The sequence below is a fragment of the Marinobacter sp. MMG032 genome (assembly GCF_040112695.1).
In the GTDB taxonomy this organism is placed as follows: Bacteria; Pseudomonadota; Gammaproteobacteria; order Pseudomonadales; family Oleiphilaceae; genus Marinobacter; species Marinobacter salsuginis.
On sequence record NZ_CP157802.1, the window covers coordinates 4135515 to 4155569 of the forward strand.

Annotated in this window: 19 protein-coding genes; 14 read left to right on the forward strand and 5 right to left on the reverse strand. The window is 57.7% G+C overall.

The window, feature by feature from the left end:
* The first annotated feature begins 91 nt into the window (after positions 1-91).
* Positions 92-706: a TetR/AcrR family transcriptional regulator gene (locus tag ABNF92_RS19005; protein WP_349343010.1), complete on the forward strand. Its 615-nt coding sequence runs from the start codon at positions 92-94 to the stop codon at positions 704-706.
* Between the two features lies 1 nt (position 707).
* On the opposite strand, the gene ABNF92_RS19010 is transcribed toward ABNF92_RS19005, so the two are convergent.
* Positions 708-1205 carry an Lrp/AsnC family transcriptional regulator gene (locus tag ABNF92_RS19010; protein WP_069183406.1) on the reverse strand — a complete coding sequence of 166 codons (498 nt, stop codon included), beginning with the start codon at positions 1203-1205 and terminating at the stop codon, positions 708-710.
* A gap of 145 nt (positions 1206-1350) precedes the next feature.
* Between ABNF92_RS19010 and leuA the strand changes: the two genes are divergently transcribed.
* Positions 1351-3045 carry a 2-isopropylmalate synthase gene (leuA, locus tag ABNF92_RS19015; RefSeq protein ID WP_349343011.1) on the forward strand — a complete coding sequence of 565 codons (1695 nt, stop codon included), beginning with the start codon at positions 1351-1353 and terminating at the stop codon, positions 3043-3045.
* 91 nt (positions 3046-3136) lie between these two features.
* On the opposite strand, the gene ABNF92_RS19020 is transcribed toward leuA, so the two are convergent.
* The 3 genes from ABNF92_RS19020 to xseA all read right to left on the reverse strand — a co-directional run bounded on the left by ABNF92_RS19020 (position 3137) and on the right by xseA (position 7027).
* Positions 3137-3346, reverse strand: a complete 210-nt coding sequence (locus tag ABNF92_RS19020; RefSeq protein WP_008169155.1) for a cold-shock protein — start codon at positions 3344-3346, stop codon at positions 3137-3139.
* Between the two features lie 314 nt (positions 3347-3660).
* Positions 3661-5535 carry a propionyl-CoA synthetase gene (locus ABNF92_RS19025; RefSeq protein WP_349343012.1) on the reverse strand — a complete coding sequence of 625 codons (1875 nt, stop codon included), beginning with the start codon at positions 5533-5535 and terminating at the stop codon, positions 3661-3663.
* A gap of 103 nt (positions 5536-5638) precedes the next feature.
* Positions 5639-7027: an exodeoxyribonuclease VII large subunit gene (xseA, locus tag ABNF92_RS19030; RefSeq protein ID WP_349343013.1), complete on the reverse strand. Its 1389-nt coding sequence runs from the start codon at positions 7025-7027 to the stop codon at positions 5639-5641.
* Positions 7028-7219: 192 nt separating this feature from the next.
* Here xseA and guaB point away from each other — a divergent pair, with 192 nt between their 5' ends.
* The 6 genes from guaB (at position 7220) to ABNF92_RS19060 (ending at position 13684) form a co-directional block, all read left to right on the forward strand.
* Positions 7220-8683: an IMP dehydrogenase gene (guaB, locus tag ABNF92_RS19035; protein WP_069183410.1), complete on the forward strand. Its 1464-nt coding sequence runs from the start codon at positions 7220-7222 to the stop codon at positions 8681-8683.
* Between the two features lie 62 nt (positions 8684-8745).
* Complete coding sequence (gene guaA, locus ABNF92_RS19040; protein ID WP_222464671.1) at positions 8746-10323, forward strand: glutamine-hydrolyzing GMP synthase; 1578 nt, start codon at positions 8746-8748, stop codon at positions 10321-10323.
* Between the two features lie 20 nt (positions 10324-10343).
* On the forward strand, positions 10344-10847 hold the full coding sequence (gene tadA / locus ABNF92_RS19045; protein WP_349343014.1) for a tRNA adenosine(34) deaminase TadA: 504 nt from the start codon (positions 10344-10346) through the stop codon (positions 10845-10847).
* A gap of 9 nt (positions 10848-10856) precedes the next feature.
* A complete protein-coding gene (gene galE / locus ABNF92_RS19050) occupies positions 10857-11852 on the forward strand; it encodes a UDP-glucose 4-epimerase GalE (protein ID WP_349343015.1) in 996 nt (331 codons plus the stop codon).
* A 30-nt stretch (positions 11853-11882) separates the two neighbouring features.
* Positions 11883-13226, forward strand: coding sequence for a UDP-glucose/GDP-mannose dehydrogenase family protein (locus ABNF92_RS19055; RefSeq protein ID WP_349343016.1), 1344 nt, complete (start codon positions 11883-11885; stop codon positions 13224-13226).
* A gap of 23 nt (positions 13227-13249) precedes the next feature.
* Positions 13250-13684, forward strand: a complete 435-nt coding sequence (locus ABNF92_RS19060) for an HIT family protein (protein ID WP_136632182.1) — start codon at positions 13250-13252, stop codon at positions 13682-13684.
* A gap of 12 nt (positions 13685-13696) precedes the next feature.
* Here ABNF92_RS19060 and fabR read toward each other — a convergent pair whose 3' ends face one another.
* Positions 13697-14314, reverse strand: a complete 618-nt coding sequence (fabR, locus tag ABNF92_RS19065; protein ID WP_069183416.1) for an HTH-type transcriptional repressor FabR — start codon at positions 14312-14314, stop codon at positions 13697-13699.
* Positions 14315-14651: 337 nt separating this feature from the next.
* Between fabR and aspS the strand changes: the two genes are divergently transcribed.
* The 6 genes from aspS to ABNF92_RS19095 all read left to right on the forward strand — a co-directional run bounded on the left by aspS (position 14652) and on the right by ABNF92_RS19095 (position 20053).
* Positions 14652-16460, forward strand: coding sequence for an aspartate--tRNA ligase (gene aspS / locus ABNF92_RS19070; RefSeq protein WP_349343017.1), 1809 nt, complete (start codon positions 14652-14654; stop codon positions 16458-16460).
* 25 nt (positions 16461-16485) lie between these two features.
* The gene (locus ABNF92_RS19075) at positions 16486-17229 is read left to right on the forward strand and encodes a YebC/PmpR family DNA-binding transcriptional regulator (protein ID WP_349343018.1); all 744 of its coding nucleotides are present in this window, start codon (positions 16486-16488) and stop codon (positions 17227-17229) included.
* 18 nt (positions 17230-17247) lie between these two features.
* Positions 17248-17775, forward strand: coding sequence for a crossover junction endodeoxyribonuclease RuvC (ruvC, locus tag ABNF92_RS19080; protein WP_349343019.1), 528 nt, complete (start codon positions 17248-17250; stop codon positions 17773-17775).
* A gap of 30 nt (positions 17776-17805) precedes the next feature.
* A complete protein-coding gene (gene ruvA, locus ABNF92_RS19085) occupies positions 17806-18435 on the forward strand; it encodes a Holliday junction branch migration protein RuvA (RefSeq protein WP_136632178.1) in 630 nt (209 codons plus the stop codon).
* Positions 18436-18567: 132 nt separating this feature from the next.
* Positions 18568-19599 carry a Holliday junction branch migration DNA helicase RuvB gene (gene ruvB / locus ABNF92_RS19090; protein ID WP_008169131.1) on the forward strand — a complete coding sequence of 344 codons (1032 nt, stop codon included), beginning with the start codon at positions 18568-18570 and terminating at the stop codon, positions 19597-19599.
* The gene (locus ABNF92_RS19095; protein WP_209397038.1) at positions 19592-20053 is read left to right on the forward strand and encodes a YbgC/FadM family acyl-CoA thioesterase; all 462 of its coding nucleotides are present in this window, start codon (positions 19592-19594) and stop codon (positions 20051-20053) included. Before ruvB ends, ABNF92_RS19095 begins: the two co-directional genes overlap by 8 nt.
* Positions 20054-20055 lie beyond the last annotated feature (2 nt).

The window sequence follows — 20055 nt, forward strand, 5'->3', positions numbered from 1 at the left end:
CTAATGGACAGGCGGCGGTTGGCCCGCCGGAGCCTTTATTTGTCGTAAAGTGGCCATTATTGTACGGAGCCTGTTGCACAAGGTACAGATGATGACCGACGAATCTATTGATGTGGCCCCGCGGCGCCGGCCGGTACAGGCGCGCAGCCGGGAGCGCGTCAACGCCATCCTTCGCCATGCCGCCATGATTTTTCACGAGACCGGCGTTGACGCAGTCAGTATGTCCGCCATTGCCCGGCAGTCCGGAATGTCCCTGGCCTCACTGTACCGGTATTTTCCCAACAAGGCGGCCATCGTTCATGCCATTGCCGAACAGCATGTGGAGAAGATGGAGCGTGCCCTGAGAGAGCGTCTGCAGGAACTGAGTCTGGTTGAAGCGGTAGACGTTCTCATTGATCAGTTCTACGAGTTCTACCGTCATGAGCCCGCCTATTCAGCTATCTGGAGTGGTGTTGAGGCGATGCCGGAACTCAGGGAGCTGGACCTCAGAGAGCTTTACACCAACGCCCGCGACCTGGATGAGAAGCTCCGAGCGGAATGCCCCCAGATTCCGGAAGACCGGCGCTGGACTGCGAGCCTGCTACTGCCAAGGTCTGCGGGCACTGTGCTTCGGCTGGCCGTGACCCTGCCGGAGGCGCAGGGCCGGCAATTGGTGGAAGAGCTCAAGTGCATGGCCCGGGCGTATGTTCGCGAGCTTTTAGCCTGAATCAGGAGAGATAACCCAGGGGCAGGGCGGTACTGTCGATCACCCTTCGGAGCACAAAGCTCGAATGCACGCCGCTGACCCCCTGAATGCGGGTGATGCGGTTCAGCAGGAAATGGTGGTAGTGGTCCATGTCCGGTACCACCACCTTGAGCATGTAATCGGCGTCCTGGCCGGTGATCAGGTAGCACTCCTGCACTTCCGGGTATTCGGCCACCTGCTCTTCAAACGCGGCAAAACGTTCGGGGGTGTGTCGATCCATCCCGATCAGGATGATTGCCGTCAGCGAGAGGCCGAGTTTCTTGTGGTCGAGTATTGTGACGGTTCTGACAATAATGCCGGCATCCTCAAGGGCTCTCACACGACGCAGGCAGGGTGACGGAGACAACCCGACTTTTTCTGCCAGTTCCTGGTTGGTCAGGGAGCCATCCTGCTGGATGTGTTCGAGGATTCGACGGTCCATCTTGTCAATTTTGACGAGGGTTTTCTGGTTTTCAGCCATAAAATTCTACAAATTATGTTTGGCGAGCAATATATAAGTTATAAAGTACCCATTCGCACCGAAGTTCGCAATCAAATTCCAGCTTTATCGCGTTAACCTGTGCACATTGAAGAATCCATTCCCGAACCCGCAAGGAATCACACGCATGGCTTTCGATCATCGCAAATACGTTGCGTTCAAACCTGTTGCCAAAACCGACCGTCGCTGGCCGGACAGGGTCATCGAGAAGGCGCCCACCTGGTGTGCCGTGGATCTCCGGGATGGCAACCAGGCGCTCGTGAAGCCCATGTCTGTCGCCCAGAAAACGCGGATGTTCGAGTTGCTTGTCAAGCTGGGCTTCAAGGAAATCGAGATCGGTTTTCCCGCTGCCAGCCAGCCGGATTTCGATTTCTGCCGCAAGCTGATTGAAGAAGATCGCATCCCCGAGGATGTGAAGATACAGGTGCTGACCCAGGCCCGCCCTGAGTTGATCGAACGCACATATGAAGCCTTGGCTGGTGCCCGTAAAGCAATCGTGCATGTCTACAACTCTACCTCCACAGTTCAGCGGGAGCAGGTGTTTGGCCTGGATAGGGATGGCATCAGGGATATTGCCGTCAATGGTGCCAAACTGGTTCGCGACATCGCCGCGCGTCACCCGGAGACCGAGTGGACCTTCCAGTATTCGCCAGAAAGCTTTACCGGTACCGAGCTGGATTTCGCTGCGGAAGTGATTGATGCCGTGAGCGAGGTGTGGCGTCCGGAAGAGGGGCAGCCGATGATCATCAACCTGCCTGCCACCGTTGAAATGGCGACACCGAATGTGTTCGCCGACCAGATCGAGTGGATTTGCGACAACATCAAGCGCCGCGAGCACATCAGCATCAGTGTGCACACCCACAACGATCGTGGCTGTGCCGTGGCCGCTGCCGAACTTGCTGTGATGGCGGGAGCCGACCGGGTCGAAGGTACCCTGATGGGCAACGGCGAGCGCACCGGCAACATGGATCTGGTGACCATGGCCATGAACCTCTATTCCCAGGGCATTGATCCCACGCTGGATCTGTCGGGCATGGCGGAGATCACCGAGGTGGTTGAGGCCTGCACCGAGATTTCCACCCATCCGCGGCACCCTTATGCCGGCGAACTGGTGTTCACCGCTTTCTCAGGCAGCCATCAGGACGCTATTCGCAAGTGTCTGGCCCGGCGCAAGGACGGCGAGATCTGGAACGTCGCTTACCTGCCTATTGACCCGTTTGATGTTGGCCGCCGCTATGAAGAAGTGGTCCGCATCAACAGTCAGTCTGGTAAGGGCGGCGTGGCTTATGTGCTGGAGCGGGATTACAACATCAGCCTGCCGCGCTGGCTGCAGATAGAGTTCAGCAAGGTGGTCCAGAGAGAAGCGGAAACCAACGGCGGAGAGATCGACTCCCTGACCATCCATCGCCTGTTCGAGGATCGTTATCTGAAGGTCCATGCCGACTGGGCGCTGCGGTCCTACGACCTGCATCGGGATGAAGAGGGTGTGCATGCCGAGGTGTCGGTGGGTCGCGATGCGTCGCCGGTTCGTCTGGATGGCCATGGGCTGGGCGCGGTGGAAGCCGTATCGGAGGCGCTGGAGAAGCGTTTTGGTATCTCCATTGCTGTCGAGGCTTACGACGAGTTTGCGTTGGGTGAGGGCACCAATGCCAATGCGCTGGCCTGTATTCGCTTGACCGCAAGCGGCAGGCATTGCAGCGCGGCGGCTCTTGCGGAAGACACGACATCCGCCACCCTGCAGGCTTTGTTTTCGGCGGTGGCCCAGGCCGTGGGTGTTGATATGCCCAAGAAAGACGTTGAAGTTGAAACGGCGGGCGCCTGATAACCCGGTGCCCTGACGACACAAGCCGGCACGAATGCCGGCTTGTTGGTTTTCCGATGCCCGTGAGGGGCAAAGGACGGAGCGTAGTCCCTCAGACCGGGGTTACGTTTTCCGCCTGCGGGCCCTTGGGGCCCTGTGTTACGGTGAACTGCACCTGCTGGCCTTCGGTCAGGGTGCGGAAACCGCTTGCGTTGATTGCGCTGTAGTGAACAAACACGTCGCTGCCACCGTCCTGAGCGATGAAGCCAAAGCCTTTGGACTCGTTAAACCACTTAACGTGGCCGGTTTTAGTATCGGACATTGATCTTTCCTGTCTTCCTGTAATTTGCCCTCACGGGACCTTCAAAATTCCACATGGAATCGGTGCTGAGAAATCCAGAGAGTACTGAGGAAGGGGCAACGAAGAGCACTTCGGCAGGACGTTGAAACGCATTCACCAAATACCGCTGTATTTTCACAGCAATTTCAGTATAGACCGACTTTATGGGGCGTCAACGAAATTTTGCAGCTTTCATGCAGGTTTTATTGTCGGCAAAAACAATGGCTTGGGATTTGATTGAACAAAAAATGCCCGCTCCCCTTAAAGCGGGGGCGGGCAGGTGATGAACGCCTTTGTCAGTGGCGGAACTGCTGGCTGATTTCTTCCAGAATGGCGGGATCATCAATGGTGCTTGGCACTGTGTACTCCTCACCATCGGCGATTTGACGGATAACCCGTCTCAGAATCTTGCCGGAACGAGTCTTTGGCAGGCGATCCACTACCAGAGCGCGGCGGAAACAGGCTATGGCGCCAATCTTGTCGCGAACCATCTCCACCAGTTCGTCTTCGAGTTCGTCGTGGTCGATGGTTGCTCCGTCCTTGATCAGAACCAGTCCGATGGGGATCTGTCCTTTCATATCGTCGTGCGCACCGACCACGCAGCACTCCGCTATGGCCGGATGGGAGGCAACCACTTCTTCCATCTCACCGGTGGAAAGACGGTGGCCGGCCACATTGATCACATCATCGGTACGGCCCATCACGAACACATAGCCGTCATCGTCAATAAAACCACCGTCGCCGGAACTGTAGAACCCTGGAATCGGCTCAAGATAGGTCTTCCGAAACCGCTCGTCATCGCCCCAGACCGTCATCATGCAGCCTGGCGGCAGCGGCAGTTTCACAGCAATCTGCCCCTGCTCTCCTGCAGGCATCTGGCTGCCGTTCATATCCACGACCTGGACGTTGTAGCCCGGGGAGGGCACAGTCGCCGATCCGGGTTTAGTGGCCATTAATTCGATACCCACCGGGTTGCAGCAGATGGCCCAGCCGGTTTCGGTCTGCCACCAGTGGTCAAGCACTGGCAGGCCGGTATGTTCCTTAAGCCATTCATAGGTGGCCGGATCCAGGCGTTCGCCGGCCAGGAACAGGCGTTTTAGCGAGCTGATGTCATAGCGTGACAACTGATCCGCTTCCGGGTCTTCCTTCCGGACGGCTCGGAATGCGGTGGGCGCGGTAAACAGCATATTCACTTTGTGGTCCTGAACCACCCGCCAGAAGGCACCGGCATCCGGCGTTTTCACCGGCTTACCCTCGTACAGGATGGTTGTGCAGCCGGCAAACAGGGGGGCGTACACAATGTAGCTATGGCCGACCACCCAGCCAACGTCAGAGGCGGCCCAGTAAACGTCACCGGGTTTCGCGTCGTAGACCAGCTTCATGCTGTAGTTCAGCGCGACCGCGTGACCACCATTGTCGCGCACCACACCCTTAGGCTTACCGGTGGTGCCGGATGTGTAAAGGATATAGAGGGGGTCGGTTGACTTGACGGGCACAGGGTCGGCCGCCTTGGCCGTTTTCATCAGCTCGTTCCAGTCGTGGTCACGGCCATCCTGAAGATCTGCCTGCACCTGAGGGCGCTGGTAAACAATGCAGGTTTCGGGTTTGTGGCTGGCCTGGTCGATGGCCTTGTTGACCAGAGGCTTGTACTCGATCACCCGGGCAACTTCGATGCCGCAGGAGGCGGTAATGACTGCCTTGGGTTTGGCGTCGTCAATGCGAACCGCAAGTTCGTGGGCTGCAAATCCGCCAAAGACCACCGAATGAATGGCGCCAATCCGCGCGCAGCCCAGCATGGCAATGACAGCTTCTGGAATCATTGGCATGTAAATGATGACCCGGTCGCCCTTGGTGATGCCGCGATCTTTCAGGGCACCAGCAAACCGGGCCACTTCATCGGTCAGTTCGTTGTACGTGTAGGAGCGCTGGGTATCGGTAACCGGAGAATCGTAGATCAGTGCTTTCTGCTCGCCGCGCCCCGCGCGGATGTTGGCATCCAGCGCGACATTGCAGGTGTTCAGGGTGCCGTCGGGAAACCATTGCCCGTGGCCATTGTCGGTTGGCTGCCAGATGGTTTTCGGCGGCTCAATCCAGTCAATTTTGTCCGCCTGCTCACGCCAGAAGTCGTCCGGTTTGTCGATCGACCGCCGGAACTCCGAGTGGTAGTCCATACATTCCACCTCATCGTGCCTGTTGTTGTTTTAGTATGTTTCCTGACAACTTTAGGCCGTTTGAAATCATGGACTAGTAGACCATTGGCTTAGTCTGGGGGCGCTAGGGGCCAGTTTCTTCTGAAGATTTGACCGAAGTCACCTTCGCGGTCATTTCGCCGCGTGAAACTCGGGCTGAGATGGTGTCGCCCGGATTAACGTTTGAGGCATCCCGAAGAATGTTTCCGTTGTTGTCGCGCACGATGGCATAGCCCCGGCCCAGCGTAGCGAGGGGGCTGACAACATTCAGGGTCTGGGCCGCATGTTCCAGGTTGGCGCGGCTCTGCTTCAGATTTTGCTGAATAACGGAGGTCAATCGCTCGTTCACGCGCTGCAGGACTTCCTTGCCCTCCGTGAGCTGGCGGCGGGGTGATTGCATAGCCAGTCTCTGGCGCAGGTGGTCATTGCGAACGCTAACGGTCGACAGGCGTTGCTGAATGACCTTCTTCAGCCGCAACTCCAGTTCGTCCATGCGCTGGGCCTTTTCCAGAAGCTCCCTTCTTGGGTCCCGCAACCGCTTTCCCAGATGCCCGAGCTGGGTGCTCAGGCGCTTGAGAGCGAGGCCGATGGCGTTGGATAGCCGGGATTCACGCTCCCCAAGCTGTCTGAGCCAGTCAGACTGATCCGGTGAGATCTTTTCAGCTGCCGCCGAGGGCGTTGGCGCTCGCAGATCCGCCACGAAATCCGCAATGGTGACATCCACTTCGTGGCCGACAGCGCTGACGGTAGGAATCTGGCAGGCGGCAATGGCGCGGGCTACCGATTCTTCGTTGAAGCACCAGAGATCTTCCAGAGAACCGCCGCCGCGACCGATGATCAGCACGTCGGCAACGCCGTGGCTCTGGGCGGCCTCAATGGCGCGGACAATGTCGGCCGTGGCCGCTTTGCCTTGTACGGCCGTCGGGTAAAGCGTGATCGGAATGGCGGGGCAGCGACGGGCAAGAACAGTCAGTATGTCGTGTATAGCGGCGCCGGTGGGTGAGGTGACCACCCCGATGTGTCTCGGCAATGAGGGCAGCGGTTTTTTGCGGGCCTGGTCAAACAGGCCCTCGGCCAACAGCTTGCGTTTCAACTCCTCGAAGGCTTGTTGCAGGGCACCGAGGCCTGCCGGCTCGATGTGCTCTACGATAATCTGGAAATCACCGCGGTTCTCATAGAGTGTAACCTTGCCGCGGATTCGTACCTGATCTCCCTCCTTCGGCAATGTCCGGATACGCTGGTTCATTCCCCGGAACATGGCGCAGCGAACCTGGCATTTCCGGTCTTTCAGGGAAAAATACCAGTGACCGGATGAAGGGCGTGAAAATCCTGACAGTTCGCCTTCCACCCAAACCTGCATGAAGCTGGATTCCAGCAAGTGTCTGGCCTGGTGGTTCAGTTCACTGACGCTCAGTGCCCGGGGGCGGGTGTCCTGCAGGTGCGGCGTTGCCGGTGCTGATCCGTCTTTATACATACGCAATAGCCGAAAAAGGGGAGGGTAAAAATAGCGAAATTTCAAAAAGATGCAATCGAACCTTAAAAACGGGCCGGTTTACTGTCCCCGAGAGCGCCATTATAATGGATCGATTAAGGATTTTGCTTTGCTGTACCGCCGCGGGTACAGCACGGAAATTCCCAACTTAGCACGATCAAAAGGCGGATCCCAATGCTGCGAATTGCCGAAGAAGCCCTCACATTTGATGACGTTCTGCTGGTTCCCGGATATTCAGAAGTTCTGCCCCACGAGGTCAGCCTGCAGACCCAGCTGACCAAGGGTATCACCCTCAACATTCCTCTTCTGTCATCCGCAATGGATACCGTTACTGAGGCGGAGTTGGCTATCGCCATGGCCCAGGAAGGCGGTATCGGCATCATGCACAAGAACATGACCGTTGAGCAACAGGCGGCGGCAGTCCGCAAGGTCAAGAAATTTGAAAGCGGTGTTGTGAAGGATCCGATCACCGTATCGCCAGAGACCACCGTTCGCGAGTTGGTCGATATCACCATGGCGAACAGTATTTCCGGACTTCCGGTGGTGGACGGCCACGACCTGATCGGTATTGTGACTGGCCGCGATATACGGTTCGAAAGCCGCATGGATACGCTGGTTCGGGACATCATGACACCCAAGGACAAACTGGTAACGGTCAAGGAAGGGGCCAGTCTGGATGATGTTAAAGAGCTGCTTCATCGTCACCGGATCGAAAAGGTTCTGGTTGTTAACGACAACTTTGAGCTGCGCGGGCTGATCACCGTCAAGGATATCCAGAAGGCGAAAGACTATCCGCTGGCTTGCAAGGACGACCAGGGTCGTCTGCGGGTAGGTGCTGCCGTCAGTACCGGTGGCGACACCGAAGCGCGAATTACGGCACTGGCCGAGGCCGGCGTTGATGTGATCGTGGTGGACACGGCTCACGGGCATTCCCGTGGCGTTATCGAGCGTGTTCGCTGGATCAAGAAGAATTTCCCGGATGTGCAGGTAATCGGCGGTAACATTGCCACGTCTCACGCAGCCATCGCCCTGGCAGATGCCGGCGCAGATGCTGTAAAGGTGGGAATCGGTCCTGGTTCCATCTGCACCACACGGATTGTTGCCGGTATTGGTGTTCCCCAGATTTCTGCGGTTTCCAACGTCGCCGCAGCTCTTAAAGACCGTGGCGTGCCACTGATCGCCGATGGTGGCATCCGGTTCTCTGGTGATATCGCCAAGGCGATTGCCGCTGGCGCCCACAGCGTTATGATTGGCAGCCTGTTGGCTGGTACGGATGAAGCGCCGGGCGAAGTTGAGCTGTTCCAGGGCCGGAGCTACAAGGCCTATCGGGGCATGGGCTCGATCGGAGCCATGGGGCAGGGTTCCAGCGACCGTTACTTCCAGGATGCCAGCAAAGGCATCGAGAAGCTGGTACCGGAAGGCATCGAAGGTCGCGTTGCCTGCAAGGGGCCGATGCGCAACATCGTGCACCAACTGATTGGTGGTCTTCGGGCCTCCATGGGCTACACCGGTAGTGCCACCATGGAAGAAATGCGCACCAAGCCGGAATTTGTGCGGATCACCAATGCCGGCATGCGCGAGAGCCACGTCCATGACGTAACCATTACCAAAGAAGCGCCAAACTACCGTATCGGTTAATCATTGCCTTACCAGACGCGGCCCCCAGAGGGCCGCGTTGTTTATTCAGCTCCGAGGACTCCATGGCCCAGAACATTCACGACCACCGCATCCTGATTCTCGATTTCGGTTCCCAGTACACCCAGTTGATTGCCCGCCGTGTGCGGGAGATCGGCGTTTACTGTGAGATCAAGGCGTTTGATATCACCGATGAAGAGCTCAATGAGTTCAATCCCAAAGGGATTATTCTTGCGGGTGGTCCGGAGTCGGTAACCCAGCTGGGCGGTCCCCGTGCCCCGGAAGGGCTGTTTGATCGGGGCATTCCGATTCTCGGCATCTGCTACGGCATGCAGACAATGGCAGAGCAGCTCGGAGGTCGCGTGGCCAGCTCCGAGAAGCGTGAGTTTGGTTATGCCCAGGTGAAGGTGCGCGCCAAGGGCCCGCTGTTGGCGGATATTACCGATCATCTGACGCCTGCTGGCGAGTCCCTGCTGGACGTGTGGATGAGCCATGGCGACAAGGTTGTGGCGATGCCGGAAGGCTTTGAGCTTCTGGCCTCCACCGAGAGCGCGCCAATTTCTGCGATGCAGGACCTCAGCCGGAATCTGTACGGTGTTCAGTTCCACCCCGAAGTAACCCACACTCTTCAGGGCAAGCGGATCCTCGAGCACTTCGTCCTCAATATCTGTCACTGTGAGGCTCTTTGGACACCGGCCAAGATCGTGGATGATGCGGTTCAGCAGATTCGTGAGCAGGTCGGCAGTGACAAGGTGCTGCTTGGCTTGTCCGGTGGCGTCGACTCATCGGTAACAGCTGCGCTGCTGCATAGGGCAATCGGTGATCAGCTGACCTGCGTGTTCGTGGACAATGGCCTCCTGCGTCTTCACGAGGGCGATCAGGTGATGGACATGTTCGCCAGCAACATGGGCGTGAAAGTGATTCGGGTTGATGCCGAAGACCTGTTCCTTTCAAAGCTCAAGGGCGTCAGTGATCCGGAGCAGAAGCGCAAGATCATCGGAAACACCTTCATTGATGTGTTCGACGACGAGGCTGCCAATATCAAGGACGTGAACTGGCTGGCCCAGGGCACGATTTATCCGGATGTGATCGAATCTGCCGCTTCCAAGACCGGCAAGGCCCATGTGATCAAGTCTCACCACAATGTGGGCGGCCTGCCGGAAACCATGAAAATGAAGCTGGTTGAGCCCTTGCGGGAGTTGTTCAAGGACGAGGTGCGCCGGATCGGTCTGGAGCTCGGCTTGCCGTATGACATGGTGTACCGTCATCCGTTCCCGGGGCCGGGCCTGGGTGTTCGCATCCTGGGTGAAGTGAAAAAGGAATACGCCGATATCCTGCGCCGGGCGGATGCCATTTTCCTGGAAGAGCTGCACCGGGCGGATTTTTACCACAAGACCAGCCAGGCTTTTGCAGTATTTCTGCCGGTCAAGTCGGTGGGCGTGGTCGGGGATGCCCGCCGCTATGAATACGTGGTGGCATTGCGTGCCGTTGAAACCATCGATTTCATGACCGCCCGCTGGGCGCACCTGCCTTACGATCTTCTGGAAACCGTTTCCAACCGGATTATCAATGAGATCACTGGCGTTTCACGAGTGACGTACGATGTTTCGTCCAAGCCGCCGGCGACGATTGAGTGGGAATAAGCGTCAGATGACTGGGTCCGATGTCTGAGGTGGCAGCGGAAGACGAATACTGGATGAATCGCGCTCTGCAGCTGGCAGGTGAGGCCTCAGCAAAAGGCGAAGTGCCTGTTGGCGCAGTGGTGGTTCTGGATGGCAAGGAAATCGGTGCCGGATTCAATGCGCCGATTTCCGGATGCGATCCCACTGCCCACGCGGAAATCCGGGCCCTGCGCGACGCGGCTGCCCGCGTCGGCAATTACCGGCTGCCCAATGCCACGCTTTACGTTACTCTGGAGCCCTGTACTATGTGCGTGGGCGCCATCGTTCATGGCCGCATAAGTCGGCTTGTCTATGGCGCAGCCGAGCCCAAGGCCGGAGCGATAGAGTCCGCACGCCGAACGCTTGAAGAGCCCCATCTGAACTGGGACGTGACTGCCGTTGGCGGTGTGCAATCGGATCAGTGCAGCCGGGTGATCAGTGAGTTTTTCAGCCGGCGGCGGGCAGAGATCCGGCGTCTGCGCAAACAGAATTCAGGGAAGGAGTAGTTCTCGCCTATGAAAGTCCTCGTTACCGGCGGAGCCGGGTATATTGGCAGTCATGTGGTTCGCCAGCTGGGCCAGGCCGGTCACGACATAGTCGTTTTCGATAACCTCTCCACAGGCTACCGCTGGGCGGTCACCGCCGGCGAACTGGTGGTTGGTGATCTGGCCGATGAAGCGGCAGTGGAGGATCTGTTTTCCCGTCACCGGTTTGAAGCGGTTCTGCATTTCGCGGCCAATATTGTGGTGCCCGAGTCTGTTGCCAACCCATTGAAGTACTATAGCAACAACACCCGCAATACCCTGAACCTCCTGAAAGCGGTCGACAAACACGACGTACCGTACATGGTGTTTTCTTCTACTGCGGCCGTCTATGGCATGCCTGAGAAAACGGTGCTCACCGAGGACCTGCCGCTGGCTCCGATCAACCCCTACGGCGCGTCCAAGATGATGAGCGAGCGGATGATTATGGATCTGGCTGCAGCCTCCGTTCTGAACTACGTGATTCTCCGTTACTTCAATGTTGCGGGCGCCAATCCGGAAGGGCTGCTGGGGCAGGCGACACCTGAAGCCACGCATCTGATCAAGGTGGCCTGTGAGTGCGTGACCGGCCAGCGTGACGGAATGAGTATTTTCGGTACCGACTACGATACCCGGGATGGCACCTGCATTCGCGACTACATCCATGTGGAGGATCTGGCCAAGGCCCACGTGATGGCGCTGGACTATATGGCAGATGGTGGTCATTCGAAGGTCATGAACTGCGGTTATGGTCGCGGCTTTACGGTTCGGGAAGTGATTGATGTGGTCAAGGCGCAATCCGGCATTGACTTCCCGGTTACCGAAACCGACCGGCGAGCCGGCGATCCGGCAGGGCTCATGGCGGACAACAGCCTGATTCGCCAGACCCTGGGCTGGCAGCCAGACTACGACAATCTGGATACCATTGTCGGCACCGCTTTGGCGTGGGAAGCGATCTGGCAGAAGAAAAAAGCCGACGACACCGAATAACCTTTCAGTACTTGTATCGGGATTTAAAGGATGAAAATAACGATTTTTGGAACAGGGTATGTGGGCCTCGTAACTGGTGCATGCCTGGCGGATGTTGGTCATAACGTTCTTTGTATGGACGTGGACCAGGGCAAGATCGAAAAGCTCAAGAATGGCCAGATTCCCATCTATGAGCCAGGCCTGGACAACATCGTCAAACATACGGTGGAAGCGGGTCGACTGTCCTTCACAACCGATACAGAAGAAGCGGTTCGCCACGGAACCTTGCAGTTTATTGCCGTGGGTACTCCTCCAGACGAAGATGGCTCTGCGGACCTCCAGTACGTGACCGCGGTTGCGCGCTCCATTGGCGAGCATATGGACGACTACAAGGTGGTGGTTGACAAGTCGACCGTACCTGTTGGCACCGGCGACAAGGTTCGGGCTGCGGTGCGCGCCCAGCTTGATCGGCGTGGTCTGGAGCTGGATTTTGATGTGGTGTCCAACCCCGAGTTCCTCAAGGAAGGAGCTGCCATAAACGATTTCATGAAGCCTGATCGTATTGTTGTTGGTACCGACAGCGAAAGGGCGGCGGAGCTCCTGCGGGAGGTCTACTACCCGTTTAACCGCAATCATGATCGCATGATTTTTATGGATCTGCGGTCTGCGGAACTCACCAAATACGCGGCCAACTCGATGCTGGCCACCAAGATCAGCTTCATGAACGAAATAGCCAATCTGGCAGAGCGGTTGGGTGCCGATATCGAAGCCGTACGCCGGGGTATTGGTTCCGACCCGCGGATCGGTTACCACTTCATCTACCCGGGGTGTGGCTACGGCGGCTCCTGTTTCCCGAAGGATGTTCAGGCCCTGGCCCGAACCGCCAGTGACTGTGGTTATGAAGCCCGCCTGCTGAATGCTGTTGAATCGGTGAACTATGCCCAGAAACACGTCCTGTTCGACAAGATCAGCCATTACTTTGGCGGCGATCTGAATGGCAAGGTCGTTGCGCTCTGGGGACTCGCGTTCAAGCCCAATACCGATGATATGCGTGAAGCTTCCTCCCGCACCTTGATGGAAGATCTCTGGAAAGCTGGTGCCAGGGTGCAGGCCTTTGATCCCGAGGCGATGGAAGAAACCCAGCGAATCTATGGTGACCAGGATGGCCTGACTCTTTGCGGCACCAAAGAGCAGGCGCTCAAGGGCGCAGACGTGCTGGCGATTTGCACCGAGTGGAAGGAATTCCGTTCGCCGGACTTTGAATCCATTGCTGCGACCATTCGCGAGCCTGTGGTCTTTGACGGCCGCAATCTGTACGAGCCAGAGATGCTGGAACGTTACGGCCTTATCTACTACGCCATCGGCCGTGGCCGCACGCAGTTCCACTCGGAGTAAATCCAGATAATGGGGAGGGAATCATGAGTGAACCGGCGGTTTTCCGGTTACATGAGCGACTGGAGGCCGACACGATGGGCCTTGGAAGCACCTCGCTGTGTGAAATCCGGTTGATGAACGACAGTACCTGGCCGTGGGTTCTGTTGGTTCCGGCGGTTGCCGGGATCCGGGAGATTTACCAGTTATCGGCGGATCAGCAGCACCAGCTGGTCCGCGAGTCCTCGGCGCTCAGTGAAGCGATGATGGAGGTCTTTGGCGGTGACAAGATGAACGTTGCGGCCCTCGGCAACATGGTGCCCCAGCTTCATCTTCATCACATCGTGCGATTCGAGGGCGATCCGGCCTGGCCGGGTCCGATCTGGGGCAAGCAGGCGCCGGTACCTTATACCGATGAGGAGCTGGAGCAGGTTCGGCAACGGCTGGCGCCGGTGCTGGCGGAACTGAAATCGGGCGTTTAAAGCCCGCTCAGATTACGGGCGCTTTGCCAGAGTCTGGGAGCCGACCAGAATCATCCTGAGCTCGGTTTTCAGCTTGGCCTTAAGCTCTTCGCGTTCTTTCGACGTCGCGTCCAGTGCCTCGGCACCCTGGTTGAACACCAGTGTCACCATGGCCTCGGCCACCAGCCTTGCCTCGGAAAGCGGTCTGTTCTGCTCATCGGCGATCCGCCGGAGGTCATCCGCCAGTTCCGTGACAAAATGATCGATCTCGGCCTTCACCGCCGTCCGGAACGGCTTGGATACCCCGGTTCTCTCCCGGAGCATCAGCCGGAACAGGTTCGCGTTGTTGCCCAGATACTCCATGAAGGTTTCCACGGAGGTCGAAATGGCGCTGCCACCGTCCCGGGCAATCCGCTTGCGGGCCTGACGCATCAGTTGCCTGAGCGCTACACCGCCCTCATCCACCAACGCCAGCCCAAGTTCATCAAGCTCCGCAAAGTGCCGGTAGAAGGACGTCGGAGCGATGCCCGCCTCCCGGGCAACTTCCCGCAAGCTCAGGCTCCCAAATCCCCGATCGGCACTCAGTTGCGAAAGCGCCGCATCCATCAGTGCCCGCCGGGTTTTCAGTTTTTGCTCCGCTCTGGTTGCCAAGGTGAGACTCCATCCCTATGCCGTTAAAAATCAGCATTCTAGCCCTCTAAAACCCGGCAGTCATCCTGCCTTCCAATTTACGCTCCAGGGGCGCCTGATTTTCAGCGTCATTGTGTTTATAATGGGCGGCTTTTCGAGTAAGGTCGCGAGTTAATTTTTGCGATCCAGACATGCTGCAAGCAAGCTGGTGGCGATGGCTTTCCGAAACACGCTGTGAATACATCCATGTACGCTCGGCTCCGCCATCCATGGCTCCGCACGGTTTCGGAAAGCCATCGCCACCAGCTTGCCCAGACATCTGTGATAAACGAACACATTAAACGTAACGGGAACCGGTATGCGCAGTCATTATTGCGGTGGGATTAACGAATCCCACATCGATCAGGAAGTCACACTTTGCGGATGGGTCCACCGTCGCCGTGACCACGGTGGGGTTATCTTCCTGGATCTGCGGGATCGGGATGGTATGTCTCAGGTGGTTGTTGATCCTGATACCCCTGAGAGCTTTGCGCTTGCGGAAAAAGTCCGTAGCGAGTTCGTGATCAAGGTAACCGGCCGGGTGCGCCGCCGTCCTGCCGGCACAGAGAACAACAACATGCCGACCGGGCAGGTTGAGCTTCTCGGCAAGGAACTGAGCATTCTGAACGCCGCAGCGACCCCGCCGTTCCCGCTGGATGAGCATGTCGACGTTGGCGAGGACGTGCGTCTGCGCTACCGGTTTGTAGACCTGCGTCGCCCGGAAATGATCAACCGCCTGCGTTTCCGTTCCCGGGTAACCAGCTACATCCGTAACTATCTGGACAGCAACGGCTTCATGGATGTGGAAACGCCCATCCTGACCCGTGCTACGCCGGAAGGTGCGCGGGATTACCTGGTGCCGAGCCGTACCCATGAGGGTTCTTTTTTCGCACTGCCGCAGTCGCCGCAGCTGTTCAAGCAGCTGCTGATGGTGTCTGGTGTCGACCGTTACTACCAGATTGCCAAGTGTTTCCGGGATGAAGACCTGCGTGCGGATCGTCAGCCGGAGTTTACCCAGGTAGACATTGAGGCCTCTTTTATTGACGAAGAGACCCTGATGAAGTTGAACGAGGACATGATCCGTTCGCTGTTCAAGGATGTTCTGGATGTAGAGCTTCCGTCCTTCCCGCAGATGCCTTATGCCGAAGCCATGCAGCGTTATGGCAGCGACAAGCCGGATCTGCGGATCCCGCTTGAGTTGCTGGATGTGAACGATCTGGTTGAAGGCGTGGACTTCAAGGTATTCGCCGGCCCCGCCAAAGATCCGAAAGGCCGTGTAGCCGCTTTGCGCGTACCTAAAGGTGGCGAGCTGACTCGCAAGCAGATTGACGACTACACCAAGTTTGTAGGTATCTACGGTGCCAAAGGGCTGGCTTACATCAAGGTCAATGACCTCTCCAAGGGCGTAGAAGGCCTGCAATCCCCGATCATCAAGTTCCTGGGTGATGACGTTGCGCTCGCCATCATGGAGCGCGTGGGTGCCGAAGACGGTGACATCGTGTTCTTCGGCGCGGACAAGACCAATGTGGTCAACGAGGCCCTGGGCGCACTGCGCATCAAGATCGGTCACGATCTGGACATGCTGACGTCCGAATGGGCACCGCTCTGGGTTGTGGATTTCCCGATGTTCGAGGAGACTCCGGACGGCGGCCTCACCGCGATTCACCACCCGTTCACCGCGCCTTCCTGCAGCCCGGAAGAGCTGGCTGCAGATCCGGCCAACGCGCTCTCACGTGCCTATGATATGGTTATGAACGGCACCGAATTGGGTGGCGGTTCCATCCGTATTCACGATGAGAAAATGCAGGAAGCGGTGTTCCGGATCCTGGGAATCGGTGAAGAAGAAGCCCGCGCCAAGTTCGGTTTCCTGTTGGATGCCCTTAAGTTCGGCTGCCCGCCCCACGGTGGTCTGGCGTTCGGCCTGGACCGTCTGGTCATGTTGATGACCGGCGCTACGTCCATCCGTGACGTCATCGCATTCCCGAAAACCCAGAGCGCCACCTGCCTGATGACTCAGGCGCCGGGCGAGGTGGACGAGAAGCAGCTGCGTGAGTTGCATATCCGTCTGCGCAAGCCGTCAAAGCCGGTTGAAGGCAATAAGGCGGAAGCCGGCGAGGGCAATCAGTAAGTCAATGATTTAAGAGAGGAGCTGTATGGCGGGTCACAGTAAGTGGGCCAACATCAAGCACCGCAAGGCGGCACAGGATGCCAAGCGGGGCAAGATCTTCACCAAAATCATTCGTGAGCTGACCGTAGCTGCGCGCCAGGGCGGGGGTAATCCTGATGATAACCCCCGTCTGCGCGCGGTCATCGACAAGGCGCTCACCGCCAATATGAAAAAAGACACCATCGAGCGCGCGGTGGAACGTGGCGCCGGTGGTGGCGATGATGACAACTACGAAGAGCTGACCTACGAAGGCTATGGCCCGGGTGGTGTGGCGATATTCGTGGAAGTCATGACGGATAATAAAAACCGGTCTGTTGCCGAGATACGCCACGCGTTCAACAAGATGGGTGGCAACCTCGGGACCGACGGATCGGTAGCCTACCTGTTCACCAAACAGGGCATCATCAGCTACGGTCCGGAGTGGGAAGAGGACAGGCTGGTGGAAGCCGTTCTCAATGCTGGCGCCGAAGACCTTGCAGGCCAGGACGACGGATCCTGGGAAATTGTCACCACACCCGAGCAGTTTCTGGACGTCAAGGAATCGCTGGTCAATGCCGGGCTGGTACCGGACAATGCCGAAGTAACCATGGTTCCTTCCACGCGCGTTGAGCTGGATCGGGAGGGGGCAGAAACCATCCTGAAGCTCATTGATATGCTCGAAGATCTGGACGATGTTCAGAATGTCTACCACAACGCGGATATTTCCGGCGAGATCATGGAATCGCTTTGACCAGTCAGGGGCATTGATGTGGCGATAATTCTGGGCGTTGATCCGGGGTCACGAATTACCGGTTACGGCGTCATTCGGGCGGATGGTCGCCATATCGAGTACATCGATAGCGGGTGTATCCGGGTGGGGGAAAAGCCGATGGCTGAGCGCCTCCAGACCATCTTCCAGAGCCTTGCCACTCTGATCGGTGAGTATCGGCCGGAAGAATTCGCCATCGAGCAGGTGTTCATGGCCCGCAACCCGGACTCTGCACTGAAACTCGGCCAGGCCCGTGGCGCAGCCATCGTCAGTGCCGCCAACAGCGGGTTGGCGGTTCACGAATACTCGGCGAGGCAGGTCAAACAGGCGGTGGTCGGCAAGGGTGGCGCTGACAAATCCCAGGTTCAGCACATGGTTCAGGTGTTACTCTCGCTCTCACGCAAACCCCAGGCGGACGCGGCCGATGCACTGGCCATTGCCCTGTGCCATGCCCACATGAACCAGAGTATTCTGCGGGTCGCCAGTGGCGCCGGAAAGGTCCGAAGCGGTCGCGTGCGACAACAATAAACCGCTCCCAGGAGCGACAGGAGATTCAGCTTGATTGGTCGTATCCGAGGTATTCTGGTTGAAAAGTCTCCGGGCCAGGCGCTGGTTGAATGCGCGGGTCTGGGCTACGAAGTCGACATTCCCTACACCACCTTCTTTCATCTGCCGGAAACCGGCGATGAAGTGACCCTCCACACCCATTTTGCCGTCCGGGAAGACGCCCAGAGTCTTTATGGCTTTGCCTCAAGCCTGGATCGGGACCTGTTCCGCCTCCTGATCAAGGTTAACGGGGTTGGCCCGAAACTGGCGGTTGGCATTCTTTCCGGTCTGGACGCCCAGCAGTTTATACGATGCGTCGAAAATCGCGATTCCGCCTCACTGGTCAAGCTGCCGGGTGTTGGCAAAAAAACCGCAGAACGGCTTCTTATTGAAATGGCGGACCGGATAGGGCAACTTGAAGGGCAATTTGTGCCAACGTCGCCTGAGACGACAGGATTGGGGCAAGTGGACGGACAGGGTCCGGTTGGCGGCCCGGCGGCCACCGAGGAAGCGGAAGCCGCATTGATTGCTCTGGGTTACAAGCCACAGGAGGCCGCAAAGGCCATCAGCAAAGTCGCCGAAGAGGGCATGAGCAGCGAAACCCTCATCAGACTGGCCCTACGAAACATGATACCGGCCTGATCGCGAAAACCTGTCGTGAACCTGTAGAGAGCGTAACGTGACACCTGCAAACCCCTTTGTACAATTGGGGCTGCGCTGGAATAGCGGGCAAACGTGAGGCACGATGTTGATTCCCACACTATGGGTGATGCCATGATCGAATCCGACCGGTTGATCTCGGCCCGGGCCGGTGAATACGAGGAAGTACAGGACAGGGCCATTCGCCCGACCCTGCTGGCTGAATACGTTGGCCAGCCCACGGTCCGTGAACAGATGGATATTTTCATATCCGCCGCCCGTGGCCGCCAGGAAGCCCTGGACCACGTACTGATTTTTGGGCCCCCTGGTCTGGGTAAGACCACGCTGGCCAATATCATCGCCAACGAAATGGGCGTGTCCATCAAGACAACCTCTGGTCCGGTGCTCGAAAAAGCCGGTGACCTGGCGGCCATGCTGACCAACCTTGAAGAAGGTGACGTTCTCTTCATCGATGAGATCCACCGTCTGAGCGCCGCCGTCGAAGAAGTCCTTTATCCGGCCATGGAAGATTACCAGCTCGACATCATGATTGGTGAGGGCCCGGCTGCCCGATCCATCAAGCTGGATCTGCCTCCGTTCACCCTTGTTGGGGCTACGACCCGGGCTGGCTTGCTGACGTCGCCGCTGCGCGACCGCTTCGGCATTGTCCAGCGGCTTGAGTTTTACAACACAGAAGATCTCACCAGCATCATTCTGCGTTCCGCGCGTCTGTCGTCGGTAGCCGTTGATGAAGCAGGCGCGTTTGAAATTGCGCGACGGTCCCGGGGAACTCCGCGTATCGCCAACCGTCTGTTGCGTCGAGTCCGCGATTTTGCGGAGGTTCGCTCCGACGGTCGTATTACTTCTGACATTGCCGATCAGGCCCTGAACATGCTTAAAGTGGATAATCAGGGCTTCGACCACATGGACCGCCGGCTGCTGTTGGCCATGATTGAAAAGTTCGATGGTGGCCCGGTAGGTGTCGAGAGCCTTGCTGCAGCTATCAGCGAGGAGCGTGGCACCATCGAGGATGTGCTTGAACCTTTCCTGATCCAGCAGGGCTACATGGTCCGGACGCCCAGGGGCAGGATGGTAACCTCCAACGCCTATCAGCATTTTGGTGTCATTCCGCCGAAGTCGGGCAGGGAGGACGATCTTTTTGGTTGAGCAGGCGCCAGAGGCAGGATTCGAGCTGCCGATCCGGGTCTACATCGAGGACACCGACGCGGGCGGCATCGTATTTCACGCCAAATATCTCCATTACATGGAACGGGCCCGCACCGAGTGGGTACGAAGCTGTGGGGTAGGTCTCAGGGCGGGTCTGGCAGACAATATCAGTTACGTCGTCCAGCGGCTGGATATTCACTATGCTGTTGCTGCCAAGCTTGATGACGAGTTGCTTGTCACCGCCGAACCGGTGGCTTTCGGCCGGGTATGGATGGACTTTCGGCAGCGGGTCATGCGGGCCACCGACCGCAAGCTTTTGAGTGACAGTAATGTCCGGGTCGCCTGCGTTGCGCTGGATACCGGACGCCCGCGGCGTTTGCCCGAAAACATGCAGGAATTGCTGGCCAGGAATGTCCAGCCTAATGAAACGATAAACAGAACGAGCCAGGAGTAAGA